Here is a 25,956-nt window from a genome sequence, read left to right on the forward strand (position 1 = left end):
ATGACATTCACAATTGTTTTTTTAATCGCCTTTGTTGCGAGTTTCGGCCTGCGCTACTGGCTATCCCAACGCCAAATTCGCTATGTTGCAAAACACCGTGCTCAGGTGCCCGCTGAATTTGCCCAAAAGGTTTCTTTAGCAGAGCACCAAAAAGCGGCTGACTATACGATTGCTAAATTACGCCTGGGTATTTTAGAGAATAGCGTCAGCGCGATTGTGCTGATTGGCTTCACTTTACTAGGCGGACTCCAAATCCTCAACCTCATTCTGATTGGCAGTCTTGGTCAGGGCATTATTCAGCAGATCGCTTTGCTTGTTTCGATTGTGCTGATCTCAAGTGCGATTGATCTGCCCTTCTCTTGGTACAAACAGTTCCACCTAGAAGAGCGGTTTGACTTTAATCGCATGTCAAAGAAACTCTTTTTTATCGATTTGCTTAAAGGCGCCCTCTTAGGTGGAGTGATTGGTATTCCCTTGCTGTGGATCATCTTAAGCTTGATGGCCCAAGCAGGCAGCCTCTGGTGGCTTTGGGCTTGGGCTGTCCTCACTGTGTTCAGTCTATTAATGCAATGGATTTTCCCGAGCGTGATTGCACCTCTATTTAATCAATTCCAAGCTCTAGAAGATGGCGCACTCAAGACACAAATTGAAGCGCTACTAAAGCGTTGTGATTTTGCTAGCCAAGGTCTTTTTGTCATGGACGGCAGCAAACGCAGCGCCCACGGCAATGCTTTCTTTGCCGGGATGGGTAAAGCCAAACGAATTGTTTTCTTCGATACCTTGATTGAAAAACTCAACCCCAATGAAGTAGAGGCTGTGCTCGCCCATGAACTCGGTCACTTTAAGTGCAATCACATTCGCAAACGTTTACTCATCTCTTTCCTCTTGAGCTTTGGCGTCTTTGCCTTGCTAGGCTGGATTAGCACGCAAGTCTGGTTCTACGAGGATCTCGGCGTGATGCCGAGCATGGATGGCTACAACGGAGGCTTAGCTCTGGCACTGTTTATGCTGGTCTCGCCTATATTTACCTTCTTCTTCACACCACTAGGTAGCCTCGCCTCTCGTAAACATGAATACGAGGCTGATAACTTTGCTGCTAGCAAATCCTCTGCGAGTGATCTTATTGCAGCACTAGTGAAGTTATATCAAGACAATGCCTCTACGCTAACACCTGATCCAATCTATACCGCTTTCTATAGTTCTCATCCACCCGCTCCATTACGGATCGCGAATCTGCAAAAGAGTTCAGCAAACTGATGGCACAGTTTCGCGCGCTACTGACGGCTTCTTATGGTCGACATTATTTAGCGCAGCGTTTGGCACAAGACTCATCTGGCAATGAGTCGCCCGATGGACCCCTGATTCAAGTGAGTACTCCTGCCAAACAACATATTGGTGCCGTGGGAGATCGCATGTTGCTTGAGAGCACATCAGTAGATCAAGCTCGCCTAGTTGAGATCGAGCCACGCCGCAATTTACTTTATCGCTCGGATGCCTTCAAGAGCAAATTAATTGCCTCTAATGTGGATCAAATTTTGGTAGTCCTCGCCACCCAACCGGCCTTCTCGCCCGATCTTTTAGGTAGAGCAGTGGTTGCCGCTGAAGCCAATCAAATTGATTTGCATATTCTGCTTAATAAGTCTGATCTGCCCGCAAACTTAGCGCATGCCCGCAAACTGATTGAGCCCTATGCACGCATGGGCTACCCCGTGAGCGAAGTCTCAGCCAAGTTTGATAGCGCCTCAATTGAGGCTCTGCGCCCTGCTCTTCAAGGGAAGGTCTCTGTCTTTGTGGGTCAGTCGGGCATGGGTAAATCTAGCTTACTGAATGCTTGGGTACCCAATGCTGCAGCGATTACCCAAGAGTATTCCGTTAGGCTAGACACTGGCAAACACACGACGACAGCCTGTCGCTACTTTGAACTCCCTGAGTCTTGGGGCAAGAATGCAACAGGCAAGCTTGGTGCATTAATTGATTCCCCAGGCTTTCAGGAGTTTGGACTTGCCCACATGTCGGTTAGCGAGTTGCAACACGCCTTTAGAGAATTCCAGCCCTTATTAGGAAAGTGCCACTTTCATAACTGCGCCCATCAATCAGAGCCAGGCTGTGTAATTCGGGAGGCAGTCGAGAAGAATGAGATCGCACCAGAAAGACTAGCGCTATTTAGACAACTATATTCGGATTCAAAAACGGCAGATACGCAGCTACAGGGAATCACCCAAGCCAAAGAGCGATGGTCAGCATTAACAACAAAGCCAACCAAACGATAACTAAGCGCCATACCAAACCCACTGCTGAACGCATGGTTCTCTCGCTCGGCTCAATACCAATCTCATAAATCTGAGGCTCACCTGCTTCAGCCATCAGTAAAGCTTGATCGCTATCGGGCTCGACTAAGGGCTCACCTAAACGCACGCCAAGCGCACCACTACCAGCCGACAGGATCACGGCATTAATAGAGTCAGACCATTTATGAGTTAAATGTCGCCATGCATAGGCGGCGTCTTCAAAGTTACCAACGATAGCAAAGCCCATCGCTGTGATGCGTGAGGGAATCCAATCAATCACATAGAAGAAGTAGCGAGCGGCTTCACTGAGGTTGAAATCACCCTTAGCAGTCCAACGGGTAATAGCGGTATCTGCCAAGCGATACATCACAATTCCGGCGGGGCCAAGCGGCATCAAGAACCAAAACAGCACACCAAAGACGTGGCGATGTGCGCCCACAATGGCTCGTTCTAGGGCTAAAGAGATGACTTCAGTTTCATTCAGGTTGCTCACATCTAAATCTGGGCCATACCACTCTGCCAAAGCTGCACGAGCCGCAGGCAGATCATGAATTTCAATGGCTTCATGAACTTTGGTATAGGAGTGACTAAATTGGCGAAATCCAAAAAAGAGGTAGGCAATGATGACGTTCCAGATAAAACCCAGAATCTTGTACTTGAGCATGCAAGCAACATAGATCGCAAAAACAATCACTGTTGGGAGAATAAAAGCAATGGTGCAAGCAATGCGAGCGCCCACTGGCGTCGCTCCCTCTTGACTCTTACCGCCGAACTCTTTGGCAATCCAATCTAACCAACGATCGCTCATCCGCCGAATCCAATGATTAGCGTTGACTGGGCGATATTGCTCAGCAATCAGGGCGATGAGGATAGAGAAGAAAGTCATACTTTTAATAAATGATACAGGTTGCGCAACATACCAGCAGTAGCTCCCCAGATAAACCGATTCCCATAGGGCATGGCATAAAACCGACGCATTCCTTGCTCACTTTGCCAGATGCGAACTTGATGATTGGCGGGATCCATCAGAAAACTCAGAGGCACCTCGAAGATGTCTGCTACTTCAAACTCGTCATGCACATATTCTGCCTGAGCCTGAACCAGTCCTACAACCGGGGTGACGCTGTATCCAGATACTGTTAGATACTCGGGTAAATGTCCAATGATTTCGACATTAGCAGGATTTAGGCCAATCTCTTCCTGACTCTCACGCAAGGCGGTCTTTTCAGGGGTGAGGTCATCGGGATCCATGCGCCCACCTGGAAAGCTAATTTGCCCAGCATGATCATGAAGATGCTGCGTTCTCTGAGTAAGCAATACCGATAATCCGCCCTCATGTAATAACAGAGGAATGAGCACCGCTGCCTGAGTGATTTTTCCAGCAGCTTGGCGCCTAGCAATAATGTCAGCCGCAATAACGTGGCGGTTCTCATCTGTGATCTCAGGCTGCCATTGCGGAGGATGTTGAAGACGGTGCCGTAATTGATCTGGATCCAAGACTCGAGGTGATACCTTGGGATCTTGACTGCACTGCATATGAATCGGAATTGCCTCTGCATCAAACCCCAGAGGGGCTGCAACATTCAGCTTTGAATGTTCCGCAGGGGCAGGAGAAGATGCTTTAGACATTCGTTTATTTTAGGACAATAAAAAGGCGACCGAAGTCGCCTTTTTGTAACAAGCCAAGGGCTCGAATTATTCAGCAGCTGGAGCAGCCACTGCTTTAACGCGAGCTTGAAGCTTTTCTTTAATACGTGCAGACTTACCAGAGCGATCACGCAGATAGTAGAGCTTAGCGCGACGAACATCGCCACGACGCTTCACTTCAATGCTAGCGATCAATGGTGAGTAAGTTTGGAATGTACGCTCAACACCTTCTCCAGAAGAGATCTTGCGCACAATGAAATTCGAGTTCAGACCGCGATTGCGTTTCGCAATCACAACACCCTCAAAAGCCTGGGTACGTTTACGAGTACCTTCAACAACGTTAACGCTAACAACAATCGTATCGCCAGGAGCAAAACTTGGAAGAGTTTTGTTGGCAGTGAGGCGAGCAATTTCTTCTTGCTCAATTTTTTCAATTAAGTTCATTTTAAATCCTTAAACATCTTGTCAGAGTTCAATCCCGAGACTTTGATCAACGGACCTGATAGAGGATGTAGTTAAATCATTTCACTAAATTTTGAAGAAACCGCTCATCTTCTCGACTTAGCAACCCATTGGTTCTGGCCAATTCAATCAGATCTGGCCTGATCCTGAACGTCAGCTCAAGAGACTTGTGCCGACGCCAATCCGCTATTTTAGCGTGATGTCCGCCTAAAAGCACGTCCGGCACTGATAAATTTTCATAGATCTCAGGTCGGGTGTAGTGTGGATAGTCCAAAAGACCGTTCATAAAGCTATCCTGGAGGGCCGAGTCCTCATCCCCCAAAACCCCTGGAATGAGCCTCATCAGGGCGTCCATGATGGCCATAGCAGGGATTTCACCCCCGGAAAGGACAAAGTCCCCTAAGGAGATTTGAAGATCGACATTGCGATCTACAAAACGTTGGTCAATTGCCTCATATCTGCCACAAATCAGGGTCAAATTGCCCTGAGCCAGTAGCTCCGAAGCCATTTTTTGAGAAAACCGCTCCCCCTGAGGTGCTAATAAACAAATGGGGCCACTGGAGATGCTCTGCGTCTGATGCTCTACCTTGATCGCATTTACGGTGTCTTCTAATGGCTTAACCATCATCACCATGCCAGGGCCGCCACCATAAGCACGATCATCAACAGTTTTACGGGGATCACTTGAGTAGTCTCTGGGGTTCCAGAGTTTGACTTGGGCTAAATTGTGCTCACATGCACGGCCAGTGATGCCCCATTGCGTTAATGCAGTGAACATTTCTGGAAAGATAGTCAGGACATCAAAGCGCATGTTGATCTACTTTACCAATCCGCTTGCCAATCAAGCGTAATGCATTTTTTAGACAGGTCTACGCTTTGCACGACGTCTTTGACAAAAGGAACTAACTGCTTAGTCATGCCATCAGCAAGATTACCCAAAGCAATCACACCGTGAGCACCATTCTCGGTCACATCTAAAACTTGACCCAAATGGATCCCTTCTAAATTGACAGCATCACAACCAATTAAATCGACCCAGTAATAACTGTCCGCTTCTGCGTTTGGGAAAGTATCGCGCGCTACAAGTATGCGCGCACCTTTTAAGGCCAGAGCTTGGTCCCGATTCGTCACACCACCTAAAGTAATGACAACGGTTCCGCTGTGCATCTTAGCTTGCTTAAGCTCATACAACTCTAGCGTTGGCTTGGTTTTAACTTGCGCAACAGCTACTCCGCGTGGCAGCAGAGATAGCCAAACGGCTTTGCTGGAAAGTAATGCTACGGGATCAGATGAATGTGGGCGAACCTTGAGTTGGCCTCGCAGGCCTTGGGCATCTTGAATAGAACCCAGCTCAATTAAATCTTCTAGGGAAGGCGTGCTCATTTACAAGTTACCCCATCACCCCTAAATAGTCCTGCTACTAAGAGCCCGATCATCATGACCAAGCCCTTAGCAAAACAGTTTTAGACTGCAGGATGATCTTTGATCAAACGCTTAACGGTTGGAGAAATCTGCGCTCCAACGCCAGTCCAATAGCTCAAACGATCTTGAGCAACGCGCATGGCTTGCTCAGTCTCTGCTGCTTTTGGATTGAAATAGCCAATGCGCTCGATAAAGTTCGAGTCACGGCGGTTGCGCTTATCAGTAGCAACGATGCTGTAAAAAGGGCGCTTCTTAGAACCGCCGCGTGCCAGTCGAATGACGACCATATTTATTCCTTAAAATCTAAAATGAAAACGGGTTGAATACAAGCCAAAGTAATTTCTTGCGAAACCTCAGGCTCCAACTATGAAGGCAAATGCTGAAAACAGATGCAATGCAAAGCGGAAAACCTCATATTCTAGACGAAAAGCCCTATTTGTTCCACCTATTTAAGCACTTTAGTCATTAGAATAGATACGCTGTCACAATAAAAAATACATTAAAAACAATAACTTAACTATTTATGACTACCCAAAAGTGCACCTTAAATGCCTGCCAAGAGCCTAGCAGATGGCTCCGAAGTGTTGTTTATGGCATCGGATTGGGTTTCTTAACGGCCTGTTCTGGAGTAATCCCACCCTGTGGCGCAAAAATCAGTCCGCCGAGTAGCGAGTTACGCAATACCAAATGGGAATTGATTCGCTGGAATCTGACTCCTAACGCCAATGGTGAAGTACGCGGTCGACAAATTCCGATAGGTGAAAACAGTAACCCAGTCCAGTTGGCTTTTGATGCTAGCGGTGAACGCGTGAGTGGTTTTACAGGGTGCAATCGTTTTACCGCCACCCTGAGCGAAGATTCAAGAGGCTTCACCTTTGAGAAAATCACGACCACCAAAATGGCATGCAATCCTCAGCGCACTGAATTAGAAAATGATTTTCTGTACGAGCTCAATGACTATCGCAATATTGTGAGGGATGGTGATCGCTTGCTCTTCATTGGCCGCGATCGTGAAGTGCTCACTTTTGCACAACGCGACATTCCCCAAAGTAAATCGACATTCAAATGAAAAAATATAAATTCTTATTTTGTGCATTAGGCTTATTACTGCCCGGCACAGGTCTCAATGGTTTTTATCTCAAAGGTCCAAAATTCTTTTGGTCCTGGATACAGTTGCTTGCTCTGATCGGCGGCATAGCGGGTTGGTTCCTATTAAAAGAGTATCGTTTTCAATCTGCGCCGGGCTGGGTCTTAATTACGCTAGGGTTTATTGCAATGGAGGCCAGTTGGCTTACCACCATTACCTTTGGCTTACGTCCAGATGAAAAATGGGATGCACAATTTAATCCAAAGATGGACATAAGCCAAGCAACTCAATCACGTTGGCCGACGATATTGACCGTGATCTTCTCGCTGATTCTTGGTGCAGGCGTGATGATGACCTTCTTAGCGATTTCATTTGAGCAATACTTCGTCTCCCAAATTACCGAGGCGAGAAAAATCTCCCAGTAAGGCATTGAAGAGCTAGGTGATTGCCTTAGTAAGCTCTGGTACGGCAGTAAAGAGATCGGCTACTAGACCATAGTCAGCAACGCTAAATATCGGCGCATCAGGATCCTTGTTGATTGCCACAATGACTTTCGAACCCTTCATCCCTGCCAAGTGCTGAATCGCCCCTGAAATTCCAATTGCGATATACAAATCTGGTGCAACGATCTTGCCGGTTTGACCAACTTGATAATCATTAGGCACATACCCCGCATCTACTGCGGCTCGTGATGCACCTAATGCCGCCCCCAGTTTATCGGCCAAAGGAAGCACCAATTCTTGATAGGCTTCGCTAGACCCTAAGCCGCGCCCACCCGAAACAATGATCTTTGCACCAGCCAATTCTGGGCGCTCAGACTGATTCAGATCACGGCTAATAAAAACCGATTTCCCAAGGCTGCTTACAGGAGCTGACTTTGTAATCTCAGCTGACCCGCCATTGACTCGCACAGGATCAAAGCTAGTGGTACGAACCGTAATGACTTTGATGGGGTCGATCGATTGAACTGTTGCAATTGCATTACCGGCGTAGATTGGTCGTTCAAACGTATCGCTACTGACTACCTTGGTGATGTCTGATATCTGAGCCACATCTAACTTGGCTGCAACACGGGGCATGACATTTTTACCACTAGCAGTTGCTGGAGCAAGAATATGGCTATAGTGATTTGCAATCGCAAGTATCTGCGCAGCCAATGGTTCCGCCAATTGGTCGCCTAAATCAGACGCATCAATGTGAATCACTTTGTGCACTCCAACAATTTTGGATGCCTCAGTCGCCACTGCATCTGCGGCATTTCCCGCAATCAGCACATCCACATCACCACCACACTGCACCGCAGCGGTAATGGTATGTAAAGTCGCCGCGTTTAAAGATAGATTGTTGTGTTCTGCAATAACAAGCGCACTCATTTAAATCACCTTCGCTTCATTCTTAAGCTTCTCAACTAGCTCTGCTACGTTAGCCACCATGATCCCAGCCACACGCTTAGGGGGCTCATCCACTCGAAGCGTTTTAAGGCGAGGAGCAATATCTATCCCCAAGTCTTCTGGCTTCACAATCTCGAGCGGCTTCTTCTTGGCCTTCATGATGTTGGGCAGGGTGACGTAACGAGGCTCATTCAAGCGTAAGTCGGTAGTAATCACTGCAGGCAAGGTGAGGCAAATGGTTTCAAGACCACCATCTACTTCACGGGTCACATTGACTTTGCCATTCTCTACCAACACTTTTGATGCAAAGGTGCCTTGTGGAGCATCCATGAGGCTTGCCAACATTTGGCCAGTCTGATTGCTATCATCATCAATCGCTTGTTTACCCAATAAGATTAATTGGGCTTGCTCTTTATCGCAAATCGCTTTGAGTAATTTGGCAACTGCCAAAGGCTGTAGTTCAATATCAGTCTCGACTAGGATGGCTTTATCAGCACCAATTGCCAAAGCAGTGCGTAATGTTTCTTGACATGGGGTTGGTCCCGCAGAAACGACTACGATCTCGCTCGCCACACCCGCCTCTTTTAATCGTACCGCTTCTTCAATCGCAATCTCGTCAAAAGGATTCATGCTCATTTTGACGTTTGCAATATCAACTCCAGAGTGATCGGATTTGACTCGAACTTTGACGTTGTAATCCACAACGCGCTTAACTGCCACCAAGATCTTCATGCTGCTTTCACAATCTGTCTATAACGATGTAAATAGGGACAAAACCTTTATTCTATCTTTATCCCTATAAAGCTCTGGAGATTGACTAAAGATCGGCTAGCGCCTTCACATGGGCTACAACACTGCGCCCCAAGGCAGAAAGGTTATATCCACCTTCTAGGCAACTAACAATGCGGCCACCGGCGTATTGATCAGCAATTTCTTTAAGCTTTTTCGTCATCCAGACATAGTCATCCTCTACTAGGCCCATCTGCCCCAAATCATCTTCGCGATGCGCATCAAAACCTGCAGAAATAATGATGAGCTCAGGCTCAAAAGCGCGTAGACGAGGTAACCACTCCTGCTCTACGATCGAGCGCACCACATCCCCACGAGTAGTCGCTGGCAGAGGAATATTGACCATATTCTTCGCGTGATCTAGGCCGCTATATGGATAAAAAGGATGTTGGAAAAAACTGCACATCAACACATGAGGGTCGTTGATAAAAGCCGCTTCCGTTCCATTACCATGATGGACATCAAAATCAATTAATGCGACACGTTCGATACCATACTGCTCAATGGCATAACGGGCAGCAATCGCGACATTATCAAATACACAAAAACCCATTGAACGAGTGGGCTCGGCATGATGCCCCGGTGGACGCACCGCGCAGAAAACATTCTCCACTTGGCCTTTCATAACGGCATCAACGCCTGCAATAGCGGCACCAGCTGCACGCAAAGATGTCTGCCAAGTATGGGGGTTCATGATCGTGTCGCCATCCAACATAAAATAACCACTCGCAGGGGCGCTCTCCTTTACAAAAGCAACATGATCTGGGCTATGCACTAACTCTAATTGATCTTCAGAAGCCAAAGGCGCTTCAAGATGCGTCAAGAATTGATCAACTCCGCTTCGAATCAATTGATCATTAATTGCCTGAATGCGTTCCGGGCACTCGGGATGATGACTTCCCATTTCATGTTTCAGAAAATCGGGATGCGTAATATATCCAGTAGTCATTAAGAGTATTCCTTCATAGCCAAATGATCTTTTTTGTAATCTAATGCATTGTGCTCACAAATCGAGAAACTCTCCACCTCAGAATGAAGTTATTCCCAAACTGTTTTCTTAAGCCATTTCTGCTTACTTTAACTTTTTTATTGGCAGCTTGCTCTACGCCATCCCCTCGGGTGAACGATTCATCAGATGCCGGGAGCTCCGATGTGGCCTCCCAGGCGATTCTGGCCCAAAATCTCCATCTGTTGATTGGCCAAGTGAGTCAATCCCAGGGCATCCCTCCAGCCTTTATAGAATCCGGATTTTCTGACACCAAGACCATCCCCTCTATCCGCAAATTGGTATTACCGCCATCTGGGGCCTTTAAGAAAAATTGGGCAGTCTATCGACAACGCTTTGTGGAGCCTATTAGGCTCAAGGCTGGAAAAGTCTTTTGGGAGCAGAATCAAGCCTATTTAAGCCAGATTGAGCAGGACTCTGGGGTGCCAGCAGAGGTCATTGTGGCCATCATTGGCATTGAGACGATCTATGGTCGCCAAACCGGTAATTTCAGGGTGAAAGATGTTTTATCGACCCTCGCTTTTGATTATCCTGATACCCCCAATAAAATCATTCGAGAGCAGTTATTTAAGGATGAGATCAAATCCCTGATTTTGCTTTGCTGGACTCAAGCCGGTGGAAAGTTGCCCGCCAACAACGCCTCTCAAAATGTCAATCCAGAGCTTTTTAAGCAGTGTGTTAATCAAAATAGCTCATATGCAGGCGCAATAGGTTTGCCTCAATTTATGCCCAGCAGTATTCGCGCTTATGCAGTGGATGGCGATGGCGATGGGCAAATTGATCTGAGACAAAGTTCACGAGACGCTATTGCAAGTGTTGCCAATTTTTTGAAACAGCAAGGCTGGCAACCTGGCATGCCCATCTACTTTGCAATTCCACAGAGTGCTTTTGCGCAAGCAAGTATTTTAGCTGATGGGGAGCCTCAACTGAAATATTCGGTTCAAGAGTTAATCGAGAAAGGGATTTTGACGCCACAACAGGGCGACCTCCAAGGCGGCGGCGTCTCACCACAAAGCAAGGCCCTCATTGTTGACTTACCTTATGCAGATCAAGATGGGGCAGATAAGGTTCGATATGTGGTTGGTCTCAATAACTTTTTAACAATCGTGCAATACAACCGCAGTTATTTTTATGCCCAAAGTGTTGCCGAGTTTGCTGAAGCATTAGGCTATAAGAACCAGAGTGTGATTACCGCTGACTTACCTGCCCTGCCATCAGCCAAACAAAGTACTAACTCTAAAAAGAAGAAAGTGCCTCACAAGAAAGCGACTAGAGCCTCAGCTAATTAGGCCGGGAATACCCCTGTAGAGAGGTAGCGGTCGCCACGGTCGCAAACAATAAAGACTATCGTGGCATTTTCAAGCTGTCGGGCAATTCGGAGTGCTACAACCAAAGCACCACCAGCAGAGATGCCACAAAAGATGCCCTCCTCTGCAGCTAAGCGTCTAGCCATTTCTTCTGCATCAGCTTGACTGACATACTCAATGCGATCAACTCGATTGCCTTCATAAATCTTTGGCAAATACTCTGGAGCCCATTTACGAATACCTGGAATTTGAGAGCCCTCTTCAGGTTGAGCACCAATGATCACGATATTGGGATTCTTAGATTTGAGGTAAGTAGATACACCGGTGATGGTTCCCGTGGTTCCCATCGAAGAGACAAAATGTGTCACTTGACCATCGGTATCCCGCCAGATTTCAGGGCCAGTAGTTTCAATATGGGCACGTGGGTTATCGGGATTGGCAAACTGATCAAGTAATTTGCCACGCCCTTCTTTTTGTAACTGTAGCGCGTAATCTCGGGCGAACTCCATACCACCTGAAGCTGCTGTCAGAATGAGTTCTGCGCCGTAAGCAGCCATGCTCTGCCGGCGCTCAATACTTTGATTTTCTGGCATCACCAAAACCATCTTGTAGCCCAACATGGCGGCAGCCATTGCTAAAGCAATGCCAGTATTGCCACTGGTTGCCTCTACAAGCGTATCGCCTGGCTTGATTTCACCACGCTCTTGAGCGTGCAGAATCATCGACAGCGCGGGCCGATCTTTGACCGACCCGGCTGGATTATTACCTTCCAACTTACCCAAAATTACATTATTACGAGCAGCATTTTCAGCGCCTGGAATACGTTGCAATCGAACTAAAGGGGTATTGCCAATAGTCTGCGAAATCGTGAGGTAGTTAGGAGTAGCCATAAGACCATTTTAGCCATAAGACCACTTAAGCATGGAAAGGCTTAATTTCTCCGAGTGTTGCTTGGGCGATCCTGATGATTGCGAGTATTGCCTTGATTGCGGGAACTACGACGGCTGGATACCGAGCCCTCTTTTTTCGTGCGTCCATTAGGCTCCCGAAAAGAACTAGGGCTTTCAATCGTCAAGCCGTTGTCTACCATTTTTTCAACAGACTTCATCCCAATCCCCCGCACCCGCTTTTGTAAATCATTGGCATCCTGAAAATGGCCACCATCCTCACGCTCAGCAATGATGGTTCTTGCCTTGGCTGGGCCAATGCCTTTAATGGTTTCTAACTCAGTCTGCGAAGCCGTATTCACATTAACCGGTGATGCCAGTGCATGACTAACTCCTGATATTGCTAACCAAGCTGACAGCAATACAGCAGCGACAGGAACAATAAAATTATTCAATGCAAAATATTTAATCATCTTTTCTCCAGGAGTAAATAAAAAAATCCATGCCGAAAGGACATGGATCATTTACAACGGGGCTAAAGATGCTCGGTTGACTTCTATACCGACAACTACAAAGAGATCAATTAATTCCTATAAGGGATTGGCTAAGAAATCCGCATTGGCAGTTAACCAGTCGATATAACGACTGACACCTTGCTCAACATTGAGGAAGGGCTCGGTGTAACCGGCGGCTCTGAGTTTGGTGAGGTCTGCCTGTGTAAAGCACTGATACTTACCTTTGAGTGCTTCTGGAAATGGAATGTACTCAATCGCCTTCATCTTGACAAGTTGTTCTAATGATTCTGAATTAGCCCCATCTCGCTTTCTGAGTGAATTCACTACGGCATGGGCTACATCATTAAAGGGTTGGGCACGGCCACTTCCCAAATTAAAGATGCCGCTGATTTCTGGATGATCAAAGAAGAAGAGGTTGACCTTCACTACATCCTCTACCGAGACAAAGTCACGGCTTTGCTGTCCTTGTGCATAGCCACCATATTCACCAAAGAGCTTAACCAGCCCGTCTTTCTTGTATTGGTGGTATTGATGGAAGGCTACTGATGCCATACGACCTTTGTGGGATTCACGTGGGCCATACACATTGAAATATCTAAAACCAACTACTTGGGCGGTATTGGCTTTTTCAGCAAAACGCTTGCGCATCACTTGGTCAAATAAGAATTTGGAATAGCCATAAATATTGAGCGGCTTCTCGTGCTCACGGCTTTCAACAAACACATCTGAACCGCCATAGGTTGCTGCAGAGGAGGCATAGAGTAATTGCACTTTTTGCTCGGTGCAGATATCGAGCAAATCCATGGTGTAGCGATAGTTATTCGCCATCATGAAGATGCCATCGGTTTCCATCGTATCGGAGCAAGCCCCTTCATGAAAGACCGCCCTGACCTTGCCAAAGCGACCACTTCTAAATGCCTCTAAAAATTCATCTTTATCAAGATAATCAATAATGTCGAGATCAGCTAAATTGCGATATTTATCGGCAGGACGCAAGTCGTCGACTGCAATGATATTTTTCTCACCACGAGCATTGAGGCCCTGAACAATATTGGCGCCGATAAACCCAGCAGCTCCAGTTACGATAATAGTCACTGTAATTCCTCAGAAGTAACGGTTGCGGTACCCAACTTACCAACCACAATACCTCCAGCACGATTAGCTAATGCCATCGCTTTCTCTAGAGGCCATTTTGCCGCCAAAGCAACGGCTAACGTGGCAATTACAGTATCACCAGCACCTGAGACGTCAAAGACTTCGCGCGCTTGAGCATGAACATGACTCACACCAGTATCAGTAAATAAGCTCATACCCTCTTCCGAGCGAGTCAGAAGGAGTGCTCGTAGATTCAAAGAGTGACGCAGATCTTGCGCTTTTTTGGCGAGGTCTTCCTCACTACTCCAGCGACCAACTACCTGACGAAGCTCGCTGCGGTTAGGCGTCAATACAGTAGCGCCCCGATACTTTTCATAATCTTCGCCTTTAGGGTCTACGAGGATCATTTTATTTTGGTTGCGAGCTTGCTCAATCATGAGAGTCACTTGATCTAGAGCGCCTTTACCGTAATCAGACAAAATTACCACGTCAGCATCTGATAGAGACTTCTCAAAACGCTCCAGCTTTCTGGCTAATGCAGTATCACTAGGAGCTTCTTCAAAATCCAGGCGAATCAATTGTTGTTGACGTGCGATCACGCGCAGCTTCACAATCGTCGGTACCTTACTATCTACTTCGAGCTGACTATCCACGCCACTAGTTTTTAGAAGCTGAGTAACGCGTTGCCCAGGCTCATCATCACCAATCACGCCCAAAATCGTTGCATTAGCACCCAAAGCAGCAACGTTGCGCGCTACGTTAGCAGCACCACCCAAACGCTCATCAACCTTGCCAACCTGAACTACTGGCACAGGAGCCTCTGGAGAAATGCGATTAGTATCACCAAACCAGTAACGATCCAGCATCACATCACCTACAACTAGCAAGCGAGTTCTAGAAAATTGTTCTGGGTTAGCTTTTTCCACGGGCAGACGAGTTTCTAAATGTGTTTTAAATAATATTAGTTATGACGACCAATACCTTGATACTCAATTCCTAATTCTTGCATGGCTTGAGGCTCATAGAGATTGCGGCCATCAAAAATGACTGGATGCTTGAGTTTTTGTTTTACCAGATCAAAGTCGGGGCTACGGAAGGCCTTCCACTCAGTCACGATAACTAGTGCATCACAGCCGTCTAAAGCAGTAGTGGGATCATCTACCATCGCCACTTTTTTCAAGCCCTCAGGATTGCCTTTGAAGTCTAACTCAAGTGCGTGCTTCGCTTCGGGCATCGCAACTGGATCAAATGCTACAACCTCGGCACCGCGCTTAACCAACTCGCCAATAATGACGCGACTTGGGGCTTCACGCATATCGTCTGTATTGGGCTTAAATGCTAATCCCCACAGAGCAAACTTTTTGCCTTGTAAGTTTTTACCAAAGCGTTTTTCAATCTTTTCAACCAAGATGGTTTTTTGAGCTTCATTGACGGCCTCAACAGCTACCAAAATCTTCAGATCTTTACCATGCTCAATCGCTGTTTTGCTTAGTGCTGAGACGTCCTTTGGAAAGCATGAGCCTCCATAACCAGTTCCTGAATACAAGAAGCCATAACCAATCCGAGAATCTGAACCAATACCTTGGCGAACCGCTTCGATATCGGCGCCCACTAGATCAGCTAAGTTAGCCAATTCATTCATGAATGAGATGCGGGTAGCCAACATCGCATTTGCAGCATACTTCGTCAACTCTGCACTCTTCACATCCATGTAATAGGTGCGTTCGTGGTGACGATTAAAGGGAGCATAGAGTTTGCGCATCTGCTCTTTAGCGCGCAGGCCTGCAGCATCGCTAGAAGTGCCGATCACAATCCGATCAGGGCGCATAAAGTCCTCTACTGCAGCACCCTCTTTTAAGAACTCGGGATTAGAAACTACTGAACAGAGTTCTGGAGATAAATTCCTTTTTGCCAATTCTTCAGTAATGGCTGCAGTAACCTTATCAGCCGTACCAACTGGCACAGTGGATTTATCCACAATGACCTTGGGTGTGCTCATATGCTTACCAATATTGCGAGCGGCAGCAACGACGTATTGCAAATCTGCTGAGCCATCTTCATCAGGAGGGGTACCAACGGCAATGAACTGAATCTCACCATGCTCAACCGATGCTTTGATGTCGGTTGAAAACTGAATACGACCGGCAGCGCGATTACGCTCGATCATTTCTTTTAAGCCAGGCTCGTAGATTGGAACGCCGCCAGAATTGAGAATGTCAATTTTCTTGGGATCGAGATCTAAGCAAAAAACGTTGTTACCTTGTTCCGCCAAGCATGCGCCAGTAACTAAACCGACGTAACCACTACCAATAATCGTAACTTTCAAAACGCCTCCGACTGACTTAATAATTTAACCGTCATTAAACTGTAATTTAATGACGATTTAGTTAATCTACTATATCTACCAATTACATTGATGGGCCACTAGGAGCGACCCCTTCGCTTCTTCTAGGAGAATACGCCTCCCAATGATTGCACCCAGGGCACTGCCAGTAAAAACGACGGGCCCTAAAGCCGCAATTACCGCAGGTATAACGGGCGAGGCTGGTTGTGCGCTGCTTTAATAGACCCAGAATCGCCTTAATTTCGGCGATCTTATCGTCTGAGCCATTGCTTTCAGCTAAAGCCAAGCGGGTTTCGGCAAGCTTGGATAAGGCACTCAAACTGGGTGAACTTTGCATTACTTCAACCAGCATGGCTTCAGCAATATGAGACCCTCTTAACTGGGTAAGGTGCTTATGAACAATATCCAGCAGCTCGCCAGAGGCTTGAGTTTTGAGTAACTCAACCAAACGATCCAAGCCCTCCTCTGCTGTATCCAGATTGGCATGAGCGAGCATCCAACGATCTGCCAGCAAGTGCATGTAAGCAGGATGTAGCTTTGCAATGGCGCCCCAAGTTTCAATCGCTTGAGCGGGGCGATGCATCGCCATAAAGTAGTCGCCCTGCAAAATGAGGGCGCGCGCATGATTGGGTACTGCTTGAAGTGCGCGGGCTATGGATTGCTCAGCCCCAGTCAAATCTTGACGGCGCAGCGCTTCTTGCCCCAATTCACAATGAAACTGGGCGATTTCAGTTTGATGTGATTTACCCTGGAGCGACTCCAGCTCTTGTGCGGCAATGATCGCTTTTTGCCAATCGCGCTCGACTTGGTACATCTCCAGCAAGCTCTCTTTTGCTGGTGCAGCGTACTTACCTTCTCCAACCCGATTTAAGGACGCTTCAGCTCGATCCAATAATCCCGCACGCAGAAAGTCTCTGCCCAACTCATAAGCCGCATGATCGCGATCGCGAGGCTTTAAATCATCTCGATTGGCTAAATGCTGATGAACCCGAATCGCACGCTCAGTTTCACCACGACGACGAAATAAATTACCCAAAGAAAAATGCAGTTCAATCGTTTCAGGATCGAGCTGCGCAATTTTGACTAGGGTTTCAATCGCCTGATCAGGTTGCTCATTTAGTAATAGGCTCAAGCCCTTAAAGGTAGAACGCTGTTGGCGCAAACGCTCCAGCTCATCCATTCGATGCTCAAGCCGAAGATCCCAGCGTGCGGCCATCCAACCCAATCCGAATAGGATGGGAATCAACAATAGCCAAGCAGTTGCGATATGAATCATAGCCCTGGGCTCTTGAATAAAAAAATGGTCCGAATGGACCACTGGTGGTTTGCCGAATGATTAGGCACCAGAACCCTCTTTGGGTCCTGACTGCTTCAGTGGCTTGTAATCAACCCGTTCACGTAATTCTTTACCAGGCTTAAAGTGTGGCACCCGTTTTTCTGGAATAAGCACTTTCTCGCCAGACTTAGGATTGCGTCCAGTTCTTGCAGGGCGACTGTGTAAAACAAAGCTTCCGACGCCACGCAACTCAATGCGCTTGCCCTCAGCTAACGCGTGAGTCATGGTGTCTAACAGCGTTTTAACCGCCAACTCCACATCCCGCGGCAGGAGCTGCGGAAACTGTTCCGCCAGGCTCTCCACAAGTTCGGAGCGAGTGATTGCTTGTTGCTCTTGATCTGACATGATCTATCAATAAAAAACCGCCGCCCCCAAGACTGGAGGCGGCGATATTGATTTAGCCTTGATTGTCCATTTTTGCTTTAAGCAAGGCGCCCAAGTTGGTTGTGCCAGACTGCGCATCACCTTGGAGTTTGCTCATTGCATCTTGTTGATCAGAGCTGTCTTTTGCCTTAATCGAAAGATTGATTACGCGAGACTTACGATCAATATTAATGATCATGGCAGTCACGCTATCGCCTTCTTTCAATACATTGCGTGCATCTTCAACGCGATCGGTTGAGATTTCTGAAGCACGTAAGTAAGCTTCAACTTCGTCAGCCAAATGAATGGTTGCACCTTTAGCATCAACAGCCTTCACAGTGCCAGTAACAAGACTACCCTTGTCGCTAACGGATGTGTAGTTATTGAATGGGTCACCAGACAATTGCTTGATACCGAGAGAGATACGCTCTTTCTCAACATCAATGGCCAATACGGTAGCTTCCACTTCATCACCTTTTTTGTATTTCTTAACAGCTTCTTCGCCAGGCTCATTCCAAGAAATATCGGAAAGATGAACCAAACCATCGATGCCGCCAGGCAAGCCAATGAATACACCAAAGTCAGTAATTGACTTGATTGCACCGCTTAACTTGTCACCCTTTTGATGGGCGCGTGAGAATTCTTCCCATGGATTGGCTTTGCACTGCTTGATGCCTAAGCTAATACGACGCTTATCTTCATCAATATCCAACACCATGACTTCAACTTCAGTACCCAAGGCCGTTGCTTTACTTGGAGCAACGTTCTTATTGGTCCAATCCATTTCAGAAACGTGTACCAAGCCTTCGATACCAGATTCGATTTCAACGAATGCACCGTAATCAGTCAAGTTGGTTACCTTGCCGAATAAACGGGTGTTTGGTGGATAACGACGAGCGATACCTACCCATGGATCATCGCCAAGCTGTTTCACACCAAGAGACACACGATTCTTCTCTTGATCGAACTTCAAAATCTTAGCGGTCACTTCTTGACCAACAGTCAACATTTCGCTTGGGTGACGCACACGACGCCATGCCAAATCGGTAATGTGCAAGAGGCCATCGATACCGCCGAGGTCAACGAATGCGCCGTAGTCAGTAATGTTCTTAACCAGGCCAGTCACTACTGCGCCTTCTTTTAGGTTAGACATCAACTCAGCACGCTCTTTACCTTGGCTGGCTTCAACAACCGCACGACGTGACAACACGACGTTGTTACGCTTACGGTCTAACTTGATAACCTTGAACTCCATGGTTTTGCCCTCATAAGGGCTGGTGTCTTTAATGGGACGAGTGTCAACGAGTGAGCCAGGCAAGAATGCGCGGATACCGTTCACCATCACCGTCAAGCCGCCTTTAACCTTACCGGTAACCGTACCAGTGACAATCTCAGCTTGCTCGAGTGCTTTTTCTAGATTCATCCATGACGCTAAGCGTTTTGCTTTATCGCGGGAGAGGATGGTGTCGCCGTAGCCGTTTTCAAGGGCATCGATCGCAACAGAAACGAAATCGCCGGGGCTTACTTCAATTTCGCCAGCGTCGTTATGGAATTCTTCAACAGGAATAAACGCTTCAGACTTCAAACCAGCGTTAACAACAACGAAGTTATGGTCGATGCGGAGGACTTCAGCCGAAATAACTTGGCCGGTCTTCATATTCGATCGGGTTAATGATTCTTCAAATAGTTCTGCAAATGATTCAGACATGTATGTTCACTTTGTGCCGCCAGAAGGCCTGACGGGTTAGGTTGTAAAAGTCTCAAGAAACACGCTTATTAAGAAATCGCGTTGTGGAGTTTCCGAAGACGCCAAAAAACTACTGCATTCAACTACTTACGCGGATGCCGATTGATACCAAGCCAACACCGTTTGAACTGCTTGATCGATCGATAAATTGGATGTTTCAAGCACTTGCGCACCTTGTGCAAGAACTAATGGAGCGGTGCCTCGACTACTGTCTCTGGCATCGCGCTCCTGTAAATCTTGCAGCAAGTCCTCTAGTCTAGCAGAAATTCCCTTAGCTATCAATTGCTTATAACGACGCTCGGCCCTAGCTGAGGCACTGGCAGTCAGAAAAACCTTCAATTTAGCGTCTGGAAAGATGATGCTGGCCATATCCCGGCCGTCTGCGACTAAACCTGGTTTTTGCCTAAAACTACGCTGAAGACCCACTAAAGCACCCCGAACGGCTGGCTGAGTAGCTATGTTTGAGGCTCGCAGCCCATTAGCCTCAGTCCGGATGGCTTCAGTTACCTTCTCGTCCCCGAGGAAAATTTGGCCATCTCTAAAGCTAATTTGAAGTTTTTCTGCCAATTGACCCAAAGCAGGGGCATTGTTGACATCAATGCCCTGCTTTTCACTGGCCAGTGCAACTAGACGATATAGGGCGCCACTATCCAAATAATGAAAGCCCAACTCCTGAGCTACCAAAGATGCAACCGTCCCTTTACCAGAGGCTGTGGGTCCATCGATGGCGATAACGGGGGGCAAATTCATAGCAAACTAGGAAACAATCTTGGCAAATTCAGCAAAGTACGTAGGGAAAGTTTTTGCTACGCAATTGGGATCGTTGATCTTGAGAGTGTTGGGACCAAAAGCGGCCAGTGAAAAACACATTGCCATCCGGTGATCGTCATAAGTATCAATTCCTGCTGCAGGAGATTTCCAATCGGTCGGTTTGGCAGGTGCTTCTACCGTAATGTAATCTGCACCCTCTTCCACGATGGCGCCAAGCTTACGCAGTTCGGTTGCCATTGCTGCAATACGATCGGTTTCCTTAACGCGCCAACTGGCAATATTATTCAGACGCGTTTGTCCTTCAGCAAATAAAGCAGCCACTGCTAAGGTCATTGCTGCATCGGGAATCTCAGTGCAATCTAGAGTAATCCCTTTGAGCTTACCGCTTGCATTACTGACCCCAGCAACTTCGATCGATTCATCTGTTGCAGTAATCTTGGCACCCATCTTTGCTAAGGCATCTGCAAAAGCCACATCACCCTGAATACTATTGGATCCTACACCCAAGACTTTCAAGGGGCCAGCACCAATGGCACCAAGCGCTAAGAAATAAGAGGCAGATGAAGCATCACCTTCGACGAGTAACTCGCCTGGACTGGAATAAACCTGCTCACTCTTTTTTGCGGGGATGACAAAGGTTTGCCCATCCGGGCAAGTCACTTTGACACCAAACCGTGCCATCAGCTTGAGTGTGATGTCGATATAAGGTCGAGAAATCAGCTCTCCGATTACATCGATTCGAATCGGCTCTTTGGCTACCAGAGGTAATGCCATCAATAGCGCAGTTAAAAACTGACTTGACACATCACCCCGGATCCTCACAACATCTCTAATCTGAATCGTCGCGGCACTAATTTGAATCGGTGGGTAGCCTTCTTGTTGCTCATAAGCAATCTCTGCACCGACTTGACGCAGGCCGTCAACCAAGTCCCCAATCGGCCGCTCATGCATGCGAGCCACGCCAGATAATCGGTAATCACCACCTTGCATCGCAAGTGCAGCAGTGAGTGGGCGAATAGCAGTACCAGCATTGCCCATAAATAAGTCTGCATCTCTAACTGGGAACTGTCCGCCACAACCTTCGATCACACAGACTTGATTAGGTTGGTCGGTAACGGATACACCCAATTTACGCAAAGCATTACGCATGACTTGAGTGTCATCCGCATCAAGCAAATTCTTGAGCGTGGTTTTTCCAGTGGAGAGGGCCGCTAATAGTAAGGCTCGATTTGAAATACTCTTTGACCCAGGCAAAACGATCGTACCTGCTGCCTGAGTATATGGGCCAACATCAATACTCGCTAAAGCGCTCATTCAAGTCCGTCCAGGTCTTGACGTGCTTTACTCGCCTTTGTAAATAGCTTTTCAATCCCCGCTCCATCATTCTCGGCAATCAATTTACGAAGATGTTGAAGGATCGCTAAATACTGATCTAACTCTTTCAGAATAGAACTGCGGTTAGCCAAGCTAATATCACGCCACATTTCAGGACTAGAAGCTGCAATGCGAGTGAAGTCTTTAAAGCCTGCGCCAATATGACTTAATTTATCTGCAGCATCTTCAGAATTGATGACGCTGGTCATTAATGCATAAGCAAGAATGTGAGGCAGATGAGAGACAGCCGCATAAATAGCATCGTGTTGCACATTCGAAAGCATCTTCACTAGTGCGCCAACTGACTGCCAAAACTTCTCGACTAGCGCGATATCTTGCGGAGAATTTTCTTGTAAGGGGCAAATAATCACTTGCTTACCAAAGAACAAATCCGCTTTAGCAGCACTTGCACCATGCTGAGCGCCGCCGGCAATCGGATGCGCTGGTACAAACTGACATGCTTTTTTACCCAAGACCTCTTTGGCGGACAAGATCACATCGCCCTTGGTGCTGCCAGCATCAGTAATTAAAGTCTTAGAGGCAAGATGAGGCTCAATCGTTAGGAAGGTGGCGCGCATTTGGGCAACTGGCACACACAAGACCAGAAGATCCGATTGCTTAGCAGCATCAACTAAATCTACGACGGCATCAATCGCACCCATCTTTAATGCGTGATCTAAATTTGACTGGCTTCGACCAACCCCAAGGATTTTTGACACAACGCCTGCTTGCTTAAGCGCTAAGCCAAGTGAAGCCCCAATCAGGCCTACGCCAACAATCGATACCACGCCGTAATTTGGTTTTGTCATCACTTAACCCAGAATGGCCTTCATGGCATCGATGAAGGCTGCATTTTCTTCGGGCAGGCCTATGGAAATTCTGAGCCACTGAGGCAAACCATAATTGGCGACTGGACGCACAATAATGCCGCGCTTGAGCAGAGCCAAATTCACCTTCGCTCCAGCATCTGCCTCGTTACCCACTTTCACCAAAACAAAATTACCTGCAGAAGGTAAGTAGCTCAATCCCATTTCCTCGAAAGCATCAGTTAATTGCAGGTAACCTGCACGATTAAGGTCATAGCCCTTTTGCAAGAACGTAGTATCTTGCAATGCTGCAATTGCAGCGGCTTGCGCCAAACTATTTACATTAAAAGGTTGGCGAATGCGGTTCAGCAAATCGGTGAGGGCAGGTTGAGCAATGCCGTAACCAATCCGCAGTCCTGCCAAACCATAGGCCTTAGAAAAACTGCGTGAGACGATTAAGTTCGGAAAACGTTTAACCCAAGCGATTGCATCGTACTGCTGCTCAGGCAACAGATACTCGTTGTAAGCTTCGTCAAGCACGACAATGACATTATCAGGAACCTGCTCCAGAAATGCCTCAATCTCTTGCGCGCTTAAGTAGCTGCCAGTTGGATTATTGGGATTAGCCATAAATACCAATTTTGCTTTTGCACCTGAAGTCTGAATGGCTTTGAGCATTGCCTCTAGATTATGGCCATAGTACGGAGTTGCAGCAACTTCTATTGCGCGCGCCCCAACTGCCTGAGTAGCCAATGGATAAACTGCAAAGGCATGCTTAGAGAAAATAATTTCATCATCGGTATCCGCAACTGCTCGCGCAGTGAGCTCAAGAATGTCATTACTACCATTGCCGAGTGTGATCCAGTTTGTTGGAATACCTAGTCGCTTCGATAAAACGTTCTTAAGCTCAAAACCGTTGGAGTCGGGATAACGACCTAAGTCACTAGCTGCCTTAAGCATCGCATCGTGAGCCGACTGAGGCATGCCTAGAGGATTTTCATTGGATGCAAGCTTAATAATCTTGCTCTCGTCTAAACCATATTCGCGCGCAACCTCACTAATCGGTCTACCACCGACATAAGGCGCAATTGCCTGAATGTGTTTTAAACCGAAAGAACTCATAATCAAATGGCTGAGCGGGGATAGGAGCCGAGTTTTTTATAGAACGCAGCCGTGTCTTGAAGCTCAATTAGAGCCTTAGCAACTTTGTCTTCATCTGCATGGCCAGCCACATCAATAAAGAAGTGATACTCCCAAGTTCCCTTGCGCGCAGGACGGGACTCAAAACGATTCATCGAAACACCGTGCTTTGCCAAGGGAGCAAGCAAACGATGGACGGCACCAGGCTGGTTATCAACAGATAGCACGAGCGAAGTTTGATCATTACCTGTTGCTTGACATACGTAGTTGCCAATTACTACAAAGCGAGTGCGATTGTGAGGGTCATCCTGAATTTGTGATGCCACGGCTTGTAAGCTGTATGCAATTTGCGCAGGCTCACCGGCAATGGCTGCCAAAGTGGGATCTGCTGCAGCCATGCGCGCAGCTTCAGCATTACTACTCACTGCTTGGCGTTTTAACTGAGGGGCGTGCTCACTCAACCACTGTTGACATTGTGCAAGCGCTTGAGCATGGGCACAGACAGTAGTAACCCCATCCAAGCTTCCACTCTTCGTTAACAAATGATGACGAATAGGCAAAACGACTTCACCGCTGATTTGCAGAGGGGCATCGAGTAACAAATCGAGCGTACGAGAAACGGCACCTTCGCTAGAGTTTTCCACTGGTACAACGCCAAATTGAGCAGCACCCTTCTCTACCGCCTTAAAAACCTCATCAATGCTGACGCAAGGCAAACCGGCAACAGAATGACCGAAATAAGTTTGTGCGGCCTGCTCAGAAAAAGTACCAACCGGACCAAGGTAAGCAATCGTTTGTCGAGCCTCTAAAGCGCGGCAAGCGGACATCACCTCACGCCAGATCGCAGCAATACCATCAGGCAATAAAGGACCCTGATTGATCTCTTGCAGTTTTGCTACGACTTGGCGCTCACGCTCAGGCCGAAATACTGGAGAGGCAAATCCACCTTTGATATGACCCACTTCTTGTGCAGCTTGAGCACGCTGTGAGAGAAGATCCAAAATCTTGGCATCTAAATCATCGATCTTGTCACGCAAGGGCGCAAGTCGCTGTTCTTCAGTACTCATTAAGCCCGCCTTTCAAAATCCTGCATAAATTCAACCAAGGCTTTTACACCCTCTATAGGCATTGCATTGTAGATACTTGCTCGCATTCCACCAACTGCTTTATGACCTCTCAGCGCTACCAAACCAGCAGCATGAGATTGCGCCAGAAATTCAGCGTTCAGGGCCTCATCTTTCAAGAAGAAGGTGACATTCATTCTAGAGCGATAAGGTTTTGCAATGCGATTCTCGTACAGAGCGCTTTGATCAATGCATTGATAAAGTACATCTGCCTTTGCTTGATTCTGTTTGGCAATCGCTTTAACACCGCCCTGCTTCAGCAACCACTTAAAGCTCAGACCCGCCATATAAATCGCAAACGTGGGGGGCGTATTTAACATCGATTGATTGGCGGCTTCTTTTGCCCAATCCCAAACCGATGGCGTGATTGGCATGCTGTGACCCAAAAGATCTTTACGGACGATCACAATCGTGACACCTGAGGGCCCAATATTCTTTTGCGCACCCGCAAATAGCACTCCGTATTGGCTTACATCCATCTCTTTGGATAAGATATTGCTTGATACGTCCGCGACTAAAGGCACATTACCAACATCTGGCACCTGGTCAAATTCCACGCCACCAATGGTTTCGTTAGCGCAGATATGCACGTATGCGGCATCACTCGAAAGATTCCAGGATGAGCGCGGTGGAATCGTGGTGAAGTGCTCTGCCTCTGAAGAAGCGGCTAGATGAGCTGCTCCGTATTTCTGAGCCTCTTTCAAGGACTTCTCAGACCAAATACCGGTAACGATGAAATCTGCTTTAGGCCCACTCTTGCTCAGACCCATGAGATTCATTGGGATCGCAGCATTTTGTCCAATACCACCACCTTGCAAAAGCAAGATCTCATATTGATCTGGAATACTCATCAAAGTACGCAGATCGTGCAATGTCTCTTCATACACCGCCATAAACTCTTTACTGCGGTGGCTGATCTCCATGACACTAGTTCCAAGACCATGCCAGTTGAGCATTTCATCTGCAGCCTGCTTCAGAATCTCTTCGGGAAGAGTGGCGGGGCCCGCAGCGAAATTAAAAATGCGGCGGTCAAACGTCATGATGGTGTCGACTAG

General features: G+C 47.3%; 27 protein-coding genes and 1 pseudogene. 5 read left to right on the forward strand and 23 right to left on the reverse strand.

Annotated elements, in window-relative coordinates; all coding sequences use genetic code 11:
• Window positions 1–1,257: a M48 family metallopeptidase gene (locus AOC06_RS06450; RefSeq protein WP_215379588.1), complete on the forward strand. Its 1,257-nt coding sequence runs from the start codon at window positions 1–3 to the stop codon at window positions 1,255–1,257.
• Window positions 1,257–2,270, forward strand: coding sequence for a ribosome small subunit-dependent GTPase A (gene rsgA, locus AOC06_RS06455; RefSeq protein WP_215379589.1), 1,014 nt, complete (start codon window positions 1,257–1,259; stop codon window positions 2,268–2,270). Before AOC06_RS06450 ends, rsgA begins: the two co-directional genes overlap by 1 nt.
• On the opposite strand, the gene AOC06_RS06460 is transcribed toward rsgA, so the two are convergent.
• The 6 genes from AOC06_RS06460 to rpsP all read right to left on the reverse strand — a co-directional run bounded on the left by AOC06_RS06460 (window position 2,215) and on the right by rpsP (window position 6,106).
• Entirely contained in the window at window positions 2,215–3,174 is a 960-nt protein-coding gene (locus AOC06_RS06460; protein ID WP_215379591.1) for a CobD/CbiB family protein, read from the reverse strand. The two genes, rsgA and AOC06_RS06460, sit on opposite strands and share 56 nt — an antisense overlap.
• Complete coding sequence (locus AOC06_RS06465) at window positions 3,171–3,824, reverse strand: CoA pyrophosphatase (RefSeq protein ID WP_439650700.1); 654 nt, start codon at window positions 3,822–3,824, stop codon at window positions 3,171–3,173. Before AOC06_RS06465 ends, AOC06_RS06460 begins: the two co-directional genes overlap by 4 nt.
• A gap of 159 nt (window positions 3,825–3,983) precedes the next feature.
• Complete coding sequence (gene rplS, locus AOC06_RS06470) at window positions 3,984–4,379, reverse strand: 50S ribosomal protein L19 (protein WP_215335950.1); 396 nt, start codon at window positions 4,377–4,379, stop codon at window positions 3,984–3,986.
• A 76-nt stretch (window positions 4,380–4,455) separates the two neighbouring features.
• A complete protein-coding gene (gene trmD / locus AOC06_RS06475) occupies window positions 4,456–5,208 on the reverse strand; it encodes a tRNA (guanosine(37)-N1)-methyltransferase TrmD (protein ID WP_215379594.1) in 753 nt (250 codons plus the stop codon).
• A gap of 11 nt (window positions 5,209–5,219) precedes the next feature.
• Window positions 5,220–5,780 (reverse strand): ribosome maturation factor RimM, encoded by a 561-nt coding sequence (gene rimM / locus AOC06_RS06480; protein WP_215379596.1) that lies wholly within the window; start codon window positions 5,778–5,780, stop codon window positions 5,220–5,222.
• Window positions 5,781–5,860: 80 nt separating this feature from the next.
• Window positions 5,861–6,106, reverse strand: coding sequence for a 30S ribosomal protein S16 (gene rpsP, locus AOC06_RS06485; protein WP_215335953.1), 246 nt, complete (start codon window positions 6,104–6,106; stop codon window positions 5,861–5,863).
• Window positions 6,107–6,342: 236 nt separating this feature from the next.
• Here rpsP and AOC06_RS06490 point away from each other — a divergent pair, with 236 nt between their 5' ends.
• Both AOC06_RS06490 and AOC06_RS06495 read left to right on the forward strand, forming a co-directional pair.
• Entirely contained in the window at window positions 6,343–6,888 is a 546-nt protein-coding gene (locus AOC06_RS06490; RefSeq protein ID WP_215379599.1) for an META domain-containing protein, read from the forward strand.
• Complete coding sequence (locus AOC06_RS06495) at window positions 6,885–7,331, forward strand: hypothetical protein (protein WP_215335955.1); 447 nt, start codon at window positions 6,885–6,887, stop codon at window positions 7,329–7,331. Before AOC06_RS06490 ends, AOC06_RS06495 begins: the two co-directional genes overlap by 4 nt.
• Before the next feature lie 12 nt (window positions 7,332–7,343).
• Here AOC06_RS06495 and AOC06_RS06500 read toward each other — a convergent pair whose 3' ends face one another.
• The 3 genes from AOC06_RS06500 to AOC06_RS06510 form a co-directional block, all read right to left on the reverse strand.
• Window positions 7,344–8,279, reverse strand: a complete 936-nt coding sequence (locus tag AOC06_RS06500; protein WP_215379600.1) for an electron transfer flavoprotein subunit alpha/FixB family protein — start codon at window positions 8,277–8,279, stop codon at window positions 7,344–7,346.
• Window positions 8,280–9,029: an electron transfer flavoprotein subunit beta/FixA family protein gene (locus AOC06_RS06505; protein WP_215379602.1), complete on the reverse strand. Its 750-nt coding sequence runs from the start codon at window positions 9,027–9,029 to the stop codon at window positions 8,280–8,282.
• 85 nt (window positions 9,030–9,114) lie between these two features.
• Entirely contained in the window at window positions 9,115–10,035 is a 921-nt protein-coding gene (locus AOC06_RS06510) for a histone deacetylase family protein (RefSeq protein WP_215379604.1), read from the reverse strand.
• A 170-nt stretch (window positions 10,036–10,205) separates the two neighbouring features.
• On the opposite strand from AOC06_RS06510, the gene AOC06_RS06515 reads away from it, so the two are divergent.
• Window positions 10,206–11,381 carry a lytic murein transglycosylase gene (locus tag AOC06_RS06515; RefSeq protein WP_255879910.1) on the forward strand — a complete coding sequence of 392 codons (1,176 nt, stop codon included), beginning with the start codon at window positions 10,206–10,208 and terminating at the stop codon, window positions 11,379–11,381.
• Here the strand turns inward: AOC06_RS06515 and cysM are convergent.
• The 14 genes and pseudogenes from cysM to serC form a co-directional block, all read right to left on the reverse strand.
• On the reverse strand, window positions 11,378–12,289 hold the full coding sequence (cysM, locus tag AOC06_RS06520) for a cysteine synthase CysM (RefSeq protein ID WP_215379606.1): 912 nt from the start codon (window positions 12,287–12,289) through the stop codon (window positions 11,378–11,380). The genes AOC06_RS06515 and cysM overlap by 4 nt on opposite strands.
• Window positions 12,290–12,330: 41 nt before the next feature.
• Window positions 12,331–12,759, reverse strand: a complete 429-nt coding sequence (locus AOC06_RS06525) for a ComEA family DNA-binding protein (RefSeq protein WP_215379608.1) — start codon at window positions 12,757–12,759, stop codon at window positions 12,331–12,333.
• Between the two features lie 117 nt (window positions 12,760–12,876).
• Window positions 12,877–13,896 carry an ADP-glyceromanno-heptose 6-epimerase gene (gene rfaD / locus AOC06_RS06530; RefSeq protein ID WP_215379609.1) on the reverse strand — a complete coding sequence of 340 codons (1,020 nt, stop codon included), beginning with the start codon at window positions 13,894–13,896 and terminating at the stop codon, window positions 12,877–12,879.
• Window positions 13,893–14,822, reverse strand: coding sequence for a D-glycero-beta-D-manno-heptose-7-phosphate kinase (gene rfaE1, locus AOC06_RS06535; RefSeq protein ID WP_215379612.1), 930 nt, complete (start codon window positions 14,820–14,822; stop codon window positions 13,893–13,895). The genes rfaD and rfaE1 overlap by 4 nt, the downstream gene beginning before the upstream one ends.
• 35 nt (window positions 14,823–14,857) lie before the next feature.
• On the reverse strand, window positions 14,858–16,222 hold the full coding sequence (locus AOC06_RS06540; protein ID WP_215379615.1) for a UDP-glucose dehydrogenase family protein: 1,365 nt from the start codon (window positions 16,220–16,222) through the stop codon (window positions 14,858–14,860).
• Window positions 16,223–16,304: 82 nt separating this feature from the next.
• Window positions 16,305–17,516, reverse strand: coding sequence for a lipopolysaccharide assembly protein LapB (gene lapB / locus AOC06_RS06545; protein ID WP_215379617.1), 1,212 nt, complete (start codon window positions 17,514–17,516; stop codon window positions 16,305–16,307).
• Between the two features lie 66 nt (window positions 17,517–17,582).
• Window positions 17,583–17,921: pseudogene (locus AOC06_RS06550) on the reverse strand (integration host factor subunit beta); the annotation flags it as partial.
• Window positions 17,922–17,973: 52 nt separating this feature from the next.
• Entirely contained in the window at window positions 17,974–19,647 is a 1,674-nt protein-coding gene (rpsA, locus tag AOC06_RS06555; protein WP_112204783.1) for a 30S ribosomal protein S1, read from the reverse strand.
• A 126-nt stretch (window positions 19,648–19,773) separates the two neighbouring features.
• Complete coding sequence (gene cmk / locus AOC06_RS06560) at window positions 19,774–20,436, reverse strand: (d)CMP kinase (RefSeq protein WP_215379618.1); 663 nt, start codon at window positions 20,434–20,436, stop codon at window positions 19,774–19,776.
• Window positions 20,437–20,442: 6 nt separating this feature from the next.
• Complete coding sequence (gene aroA / locus AOC06_RS06565) at window positions 20,443–21,771, reverse strand: 3-phosphoshikimate 1-carboxyvinyltransferase (protein ID WP_215379620.1); 1,329 nt, start codon at window positions 21,769–21,771, stop codon at window positions 20,443–20,445.
• Window positions 21,768–22,640: a prephenate dehydrogenase gene (locus AOC06_RS06570; RefSeq protein WP_215379622.1), complete on the reverse strand. Its 873-nt coding sequence runs from the start codon at window positions 22,638–22,640 to the stop codon at window positions 21,768–21,770. The genes aroA and AOC06_RS06570 overlap by 4 nt, the downstream gene beginning before the upstream one ends.
• A gap of 3 nt (window positions 22,641–22,643) precedes the next feature.
• Window positions 22,644–23,762 (reverse strand): histidinol-phosphate transaminase, encoded by a 1,119-nt coding sequence (hisC, locus tag AOC06_RS06575; protein WP_215381872.1) that lies wholly within the window; start codon window positions 23,760–23,762, stop codon window positions 22,644–22,646.
• The gene (pheA, locus tag AOC06_RS06580; RefSeq protein ID WP_215379625.1) at window positions 23,762–24,844 is read right to left on the reverse strand and encodes a prephenate dehydratase; all 1,083 of its coding nucleotides are present in this window, start codon (window positions 24,842–24,844) and stop codon (window positions 23,762–23,764) included. The genes hisC and pheA overlap by 1 nt, the downstream gene beginning before the upstream one ends.
• Window positions 24,844–25,941 carry a 3-phosphoserine/phosphohydroxythreonine transaminase gene (gene serC / locus AOC06_RS06585; protein ID WP_215379628.1) on the reverse strand — a complete coding sequence of 366 codons (1,098 nt, stop codon included), beginning with the start codon at window positions 25,939–25,941 and terminating at the stop codon, window positions 24,844–24,846. The genes pheA and serC overlap by 1 nt, the downstream gene beginning before the upstream one ends.
• Window positions 25,942–25,956: the final 15 nt, after the last annotated feature.

Source organism: Polynucleobacter paludilacus, from assembly GCF_018687595.1.
GTDB lineage: Bacteria > Pseudomonadota > Gammaproteobacteria > Burkholderiales > Burkholderiaceae > Polynucleobacter > Polynucleobacter paludilacus.

Excerpts from the sequence above, each read along its gene's own strand:
- lapB (WP_215379617.1), bottom strand. The coding sequence starts at position 17,516 with ATGATTCATATCGCAACTGCTTGGCTATTGTTGATTCCCATCCTATTC.
- cysM (WP_215379606.1), bottom strand. The coding sequence starts at position 12,289 with ATGGCTACTCCTAACTACCTCACGATTTCGCAGACTATTGGCAATACC.
- AOC06_RS06570 (WP_215379622.1), bottom strand. The coding sequence starts at position 22,640 with ATGACAAAACCAAATTACGGCGTGGTATCGATTGTTGGCGTAGGCCTG.
- AOC06_RS06490 (WP_215379599.1), top strand. The coding sequence starts at position 6,343 with ATGACTACCCAAAAGTGCACCTTAAATGCCTGCCAAGAGCCTAGCAGA.
- serC (WP_215379628.1), bottom strand. The coding sequence starts at position 25,941 with ATGACGTTTGACCGCCGCATTTTTAATTTCGCTGCGGGCCCCGCCACT.
- AOC06_RS06525 (WP_215379608.1), bottom strand. The coding sequence starts at position 12,759 with ATGATTAAATATTTTGCATTGAATAATTTTATTGTTCCTGTCGCTGCT.
- AOC06_RS06505 (WP_215379602.1), bottom strand. The coding sequence starts at position 9,029 with ATGAAGATCTTGGTGGCAGTTAAGCGCGTTGTGGATTACAACGTCAAA.
- rpsA (WP_112204783.1), bottom strand. The coding sequence starts at position 19,647 with ATGTCTGAATCATTTGCAGAACTATTTGAAGAATCATTAACCCGATCG.
- AOC06_RS06460 (WP_215379591.1), bottom strand. The coding sequence starts at position 3,174 with ATGACTTTCTTCTCTATCCTCATCGCCCTGATTGCTGAGCAATATCGC.
- AOC06_RS06450 (WP_215379588.1), top strand. The coding sequence starts at position 1 with ATGACATTCACAATTGTTTTTTTAATCGCCTTTGTTGCGAGTTTCGGC.
- AOC06_RS06465 (WP_439650700.1), bottom strand. The coding sequence starts at position 3,824 with ATGCAGTGCAGTCAAGATCCCAAGGTATCACCTCGAGTCTTGGATCCA.
- AOC06_RS06510 (WP_215379604.1), bottom strand. The coding sequence starts at position 10,035 with ATGACTACTGGATATATTACGCATCCCGATTTTCTGAAACATGAAATG.
- cmk (WP_215379618.1), bottom strand. The coding sequence starts at position 20,436 with ATGAATTTGCCCCCCGTTATCGCCATCGATGGACCCACAGCCTCTGGT.
- aroA (WP_215379620.1), bottom strand. The coding sequence starts at position 21,771 with ATGAGCGCTTTAGCGAGTATTGATGTTGGCCCATATACTCAGGCAGCA.
- rsgA (WP_215379589.1), top strand. The coding sequence starts at position 1,257 with ATGGCACAGTTTCGCGCGCTACTGACGGCTTCTTATGGTCGACATTAT.
- trmD (WP_215379594.1), bottom strand. The coding sequence starts at position 5,208 with ATGCGCTTTGATGTCCTGACTATCTTTCCAGAAATGTTCACTGCATTA.
- rimM (WP_215379596.1), bottom strand. The coding sequence starts at position 5,780 with ATGAGCACGCCTTCCCTAGAAGATTTAATTGAGCTGGGTTCTATTCAA.
- rplS (WP_215335950.1), bottom strand. The coding sequence starts at position 4,379 with ATGAACTTAATTGAAAAAATTGAGCAAGAAGAAATTGCTCGCCTCACT.
- AOC06_RS06495 (WP_215335955.1), top strand. The coding sequence starts at position 6,885 with ATGAAAAAATATAAATTCTTATTTTGTGCATTAGGCTTATTACTGCCC.
- pheA (WP_215379625.1), bottom strand. The coding sequence starts at position 24,844 with ATGAGTACTGAAGAACAGCGACTTGCGCCCTTGCGTGACAAGATCGAT.
- rpsP (WP_215335953.1), bottom strand. The coding sequence starts at position 6,106 with ATGGTCGTCATTCGACTGGCACGCGGCGGTTCTAAGAAGCGCCCTTTT.
- AOC06_RS06500 (WP_215379600.1), bottom strand. The coding sequence starts at position 8,279 with ATGAGTGCGCTTGTTATTGCAGAACACAACAATCTATCTTTAAACGCG.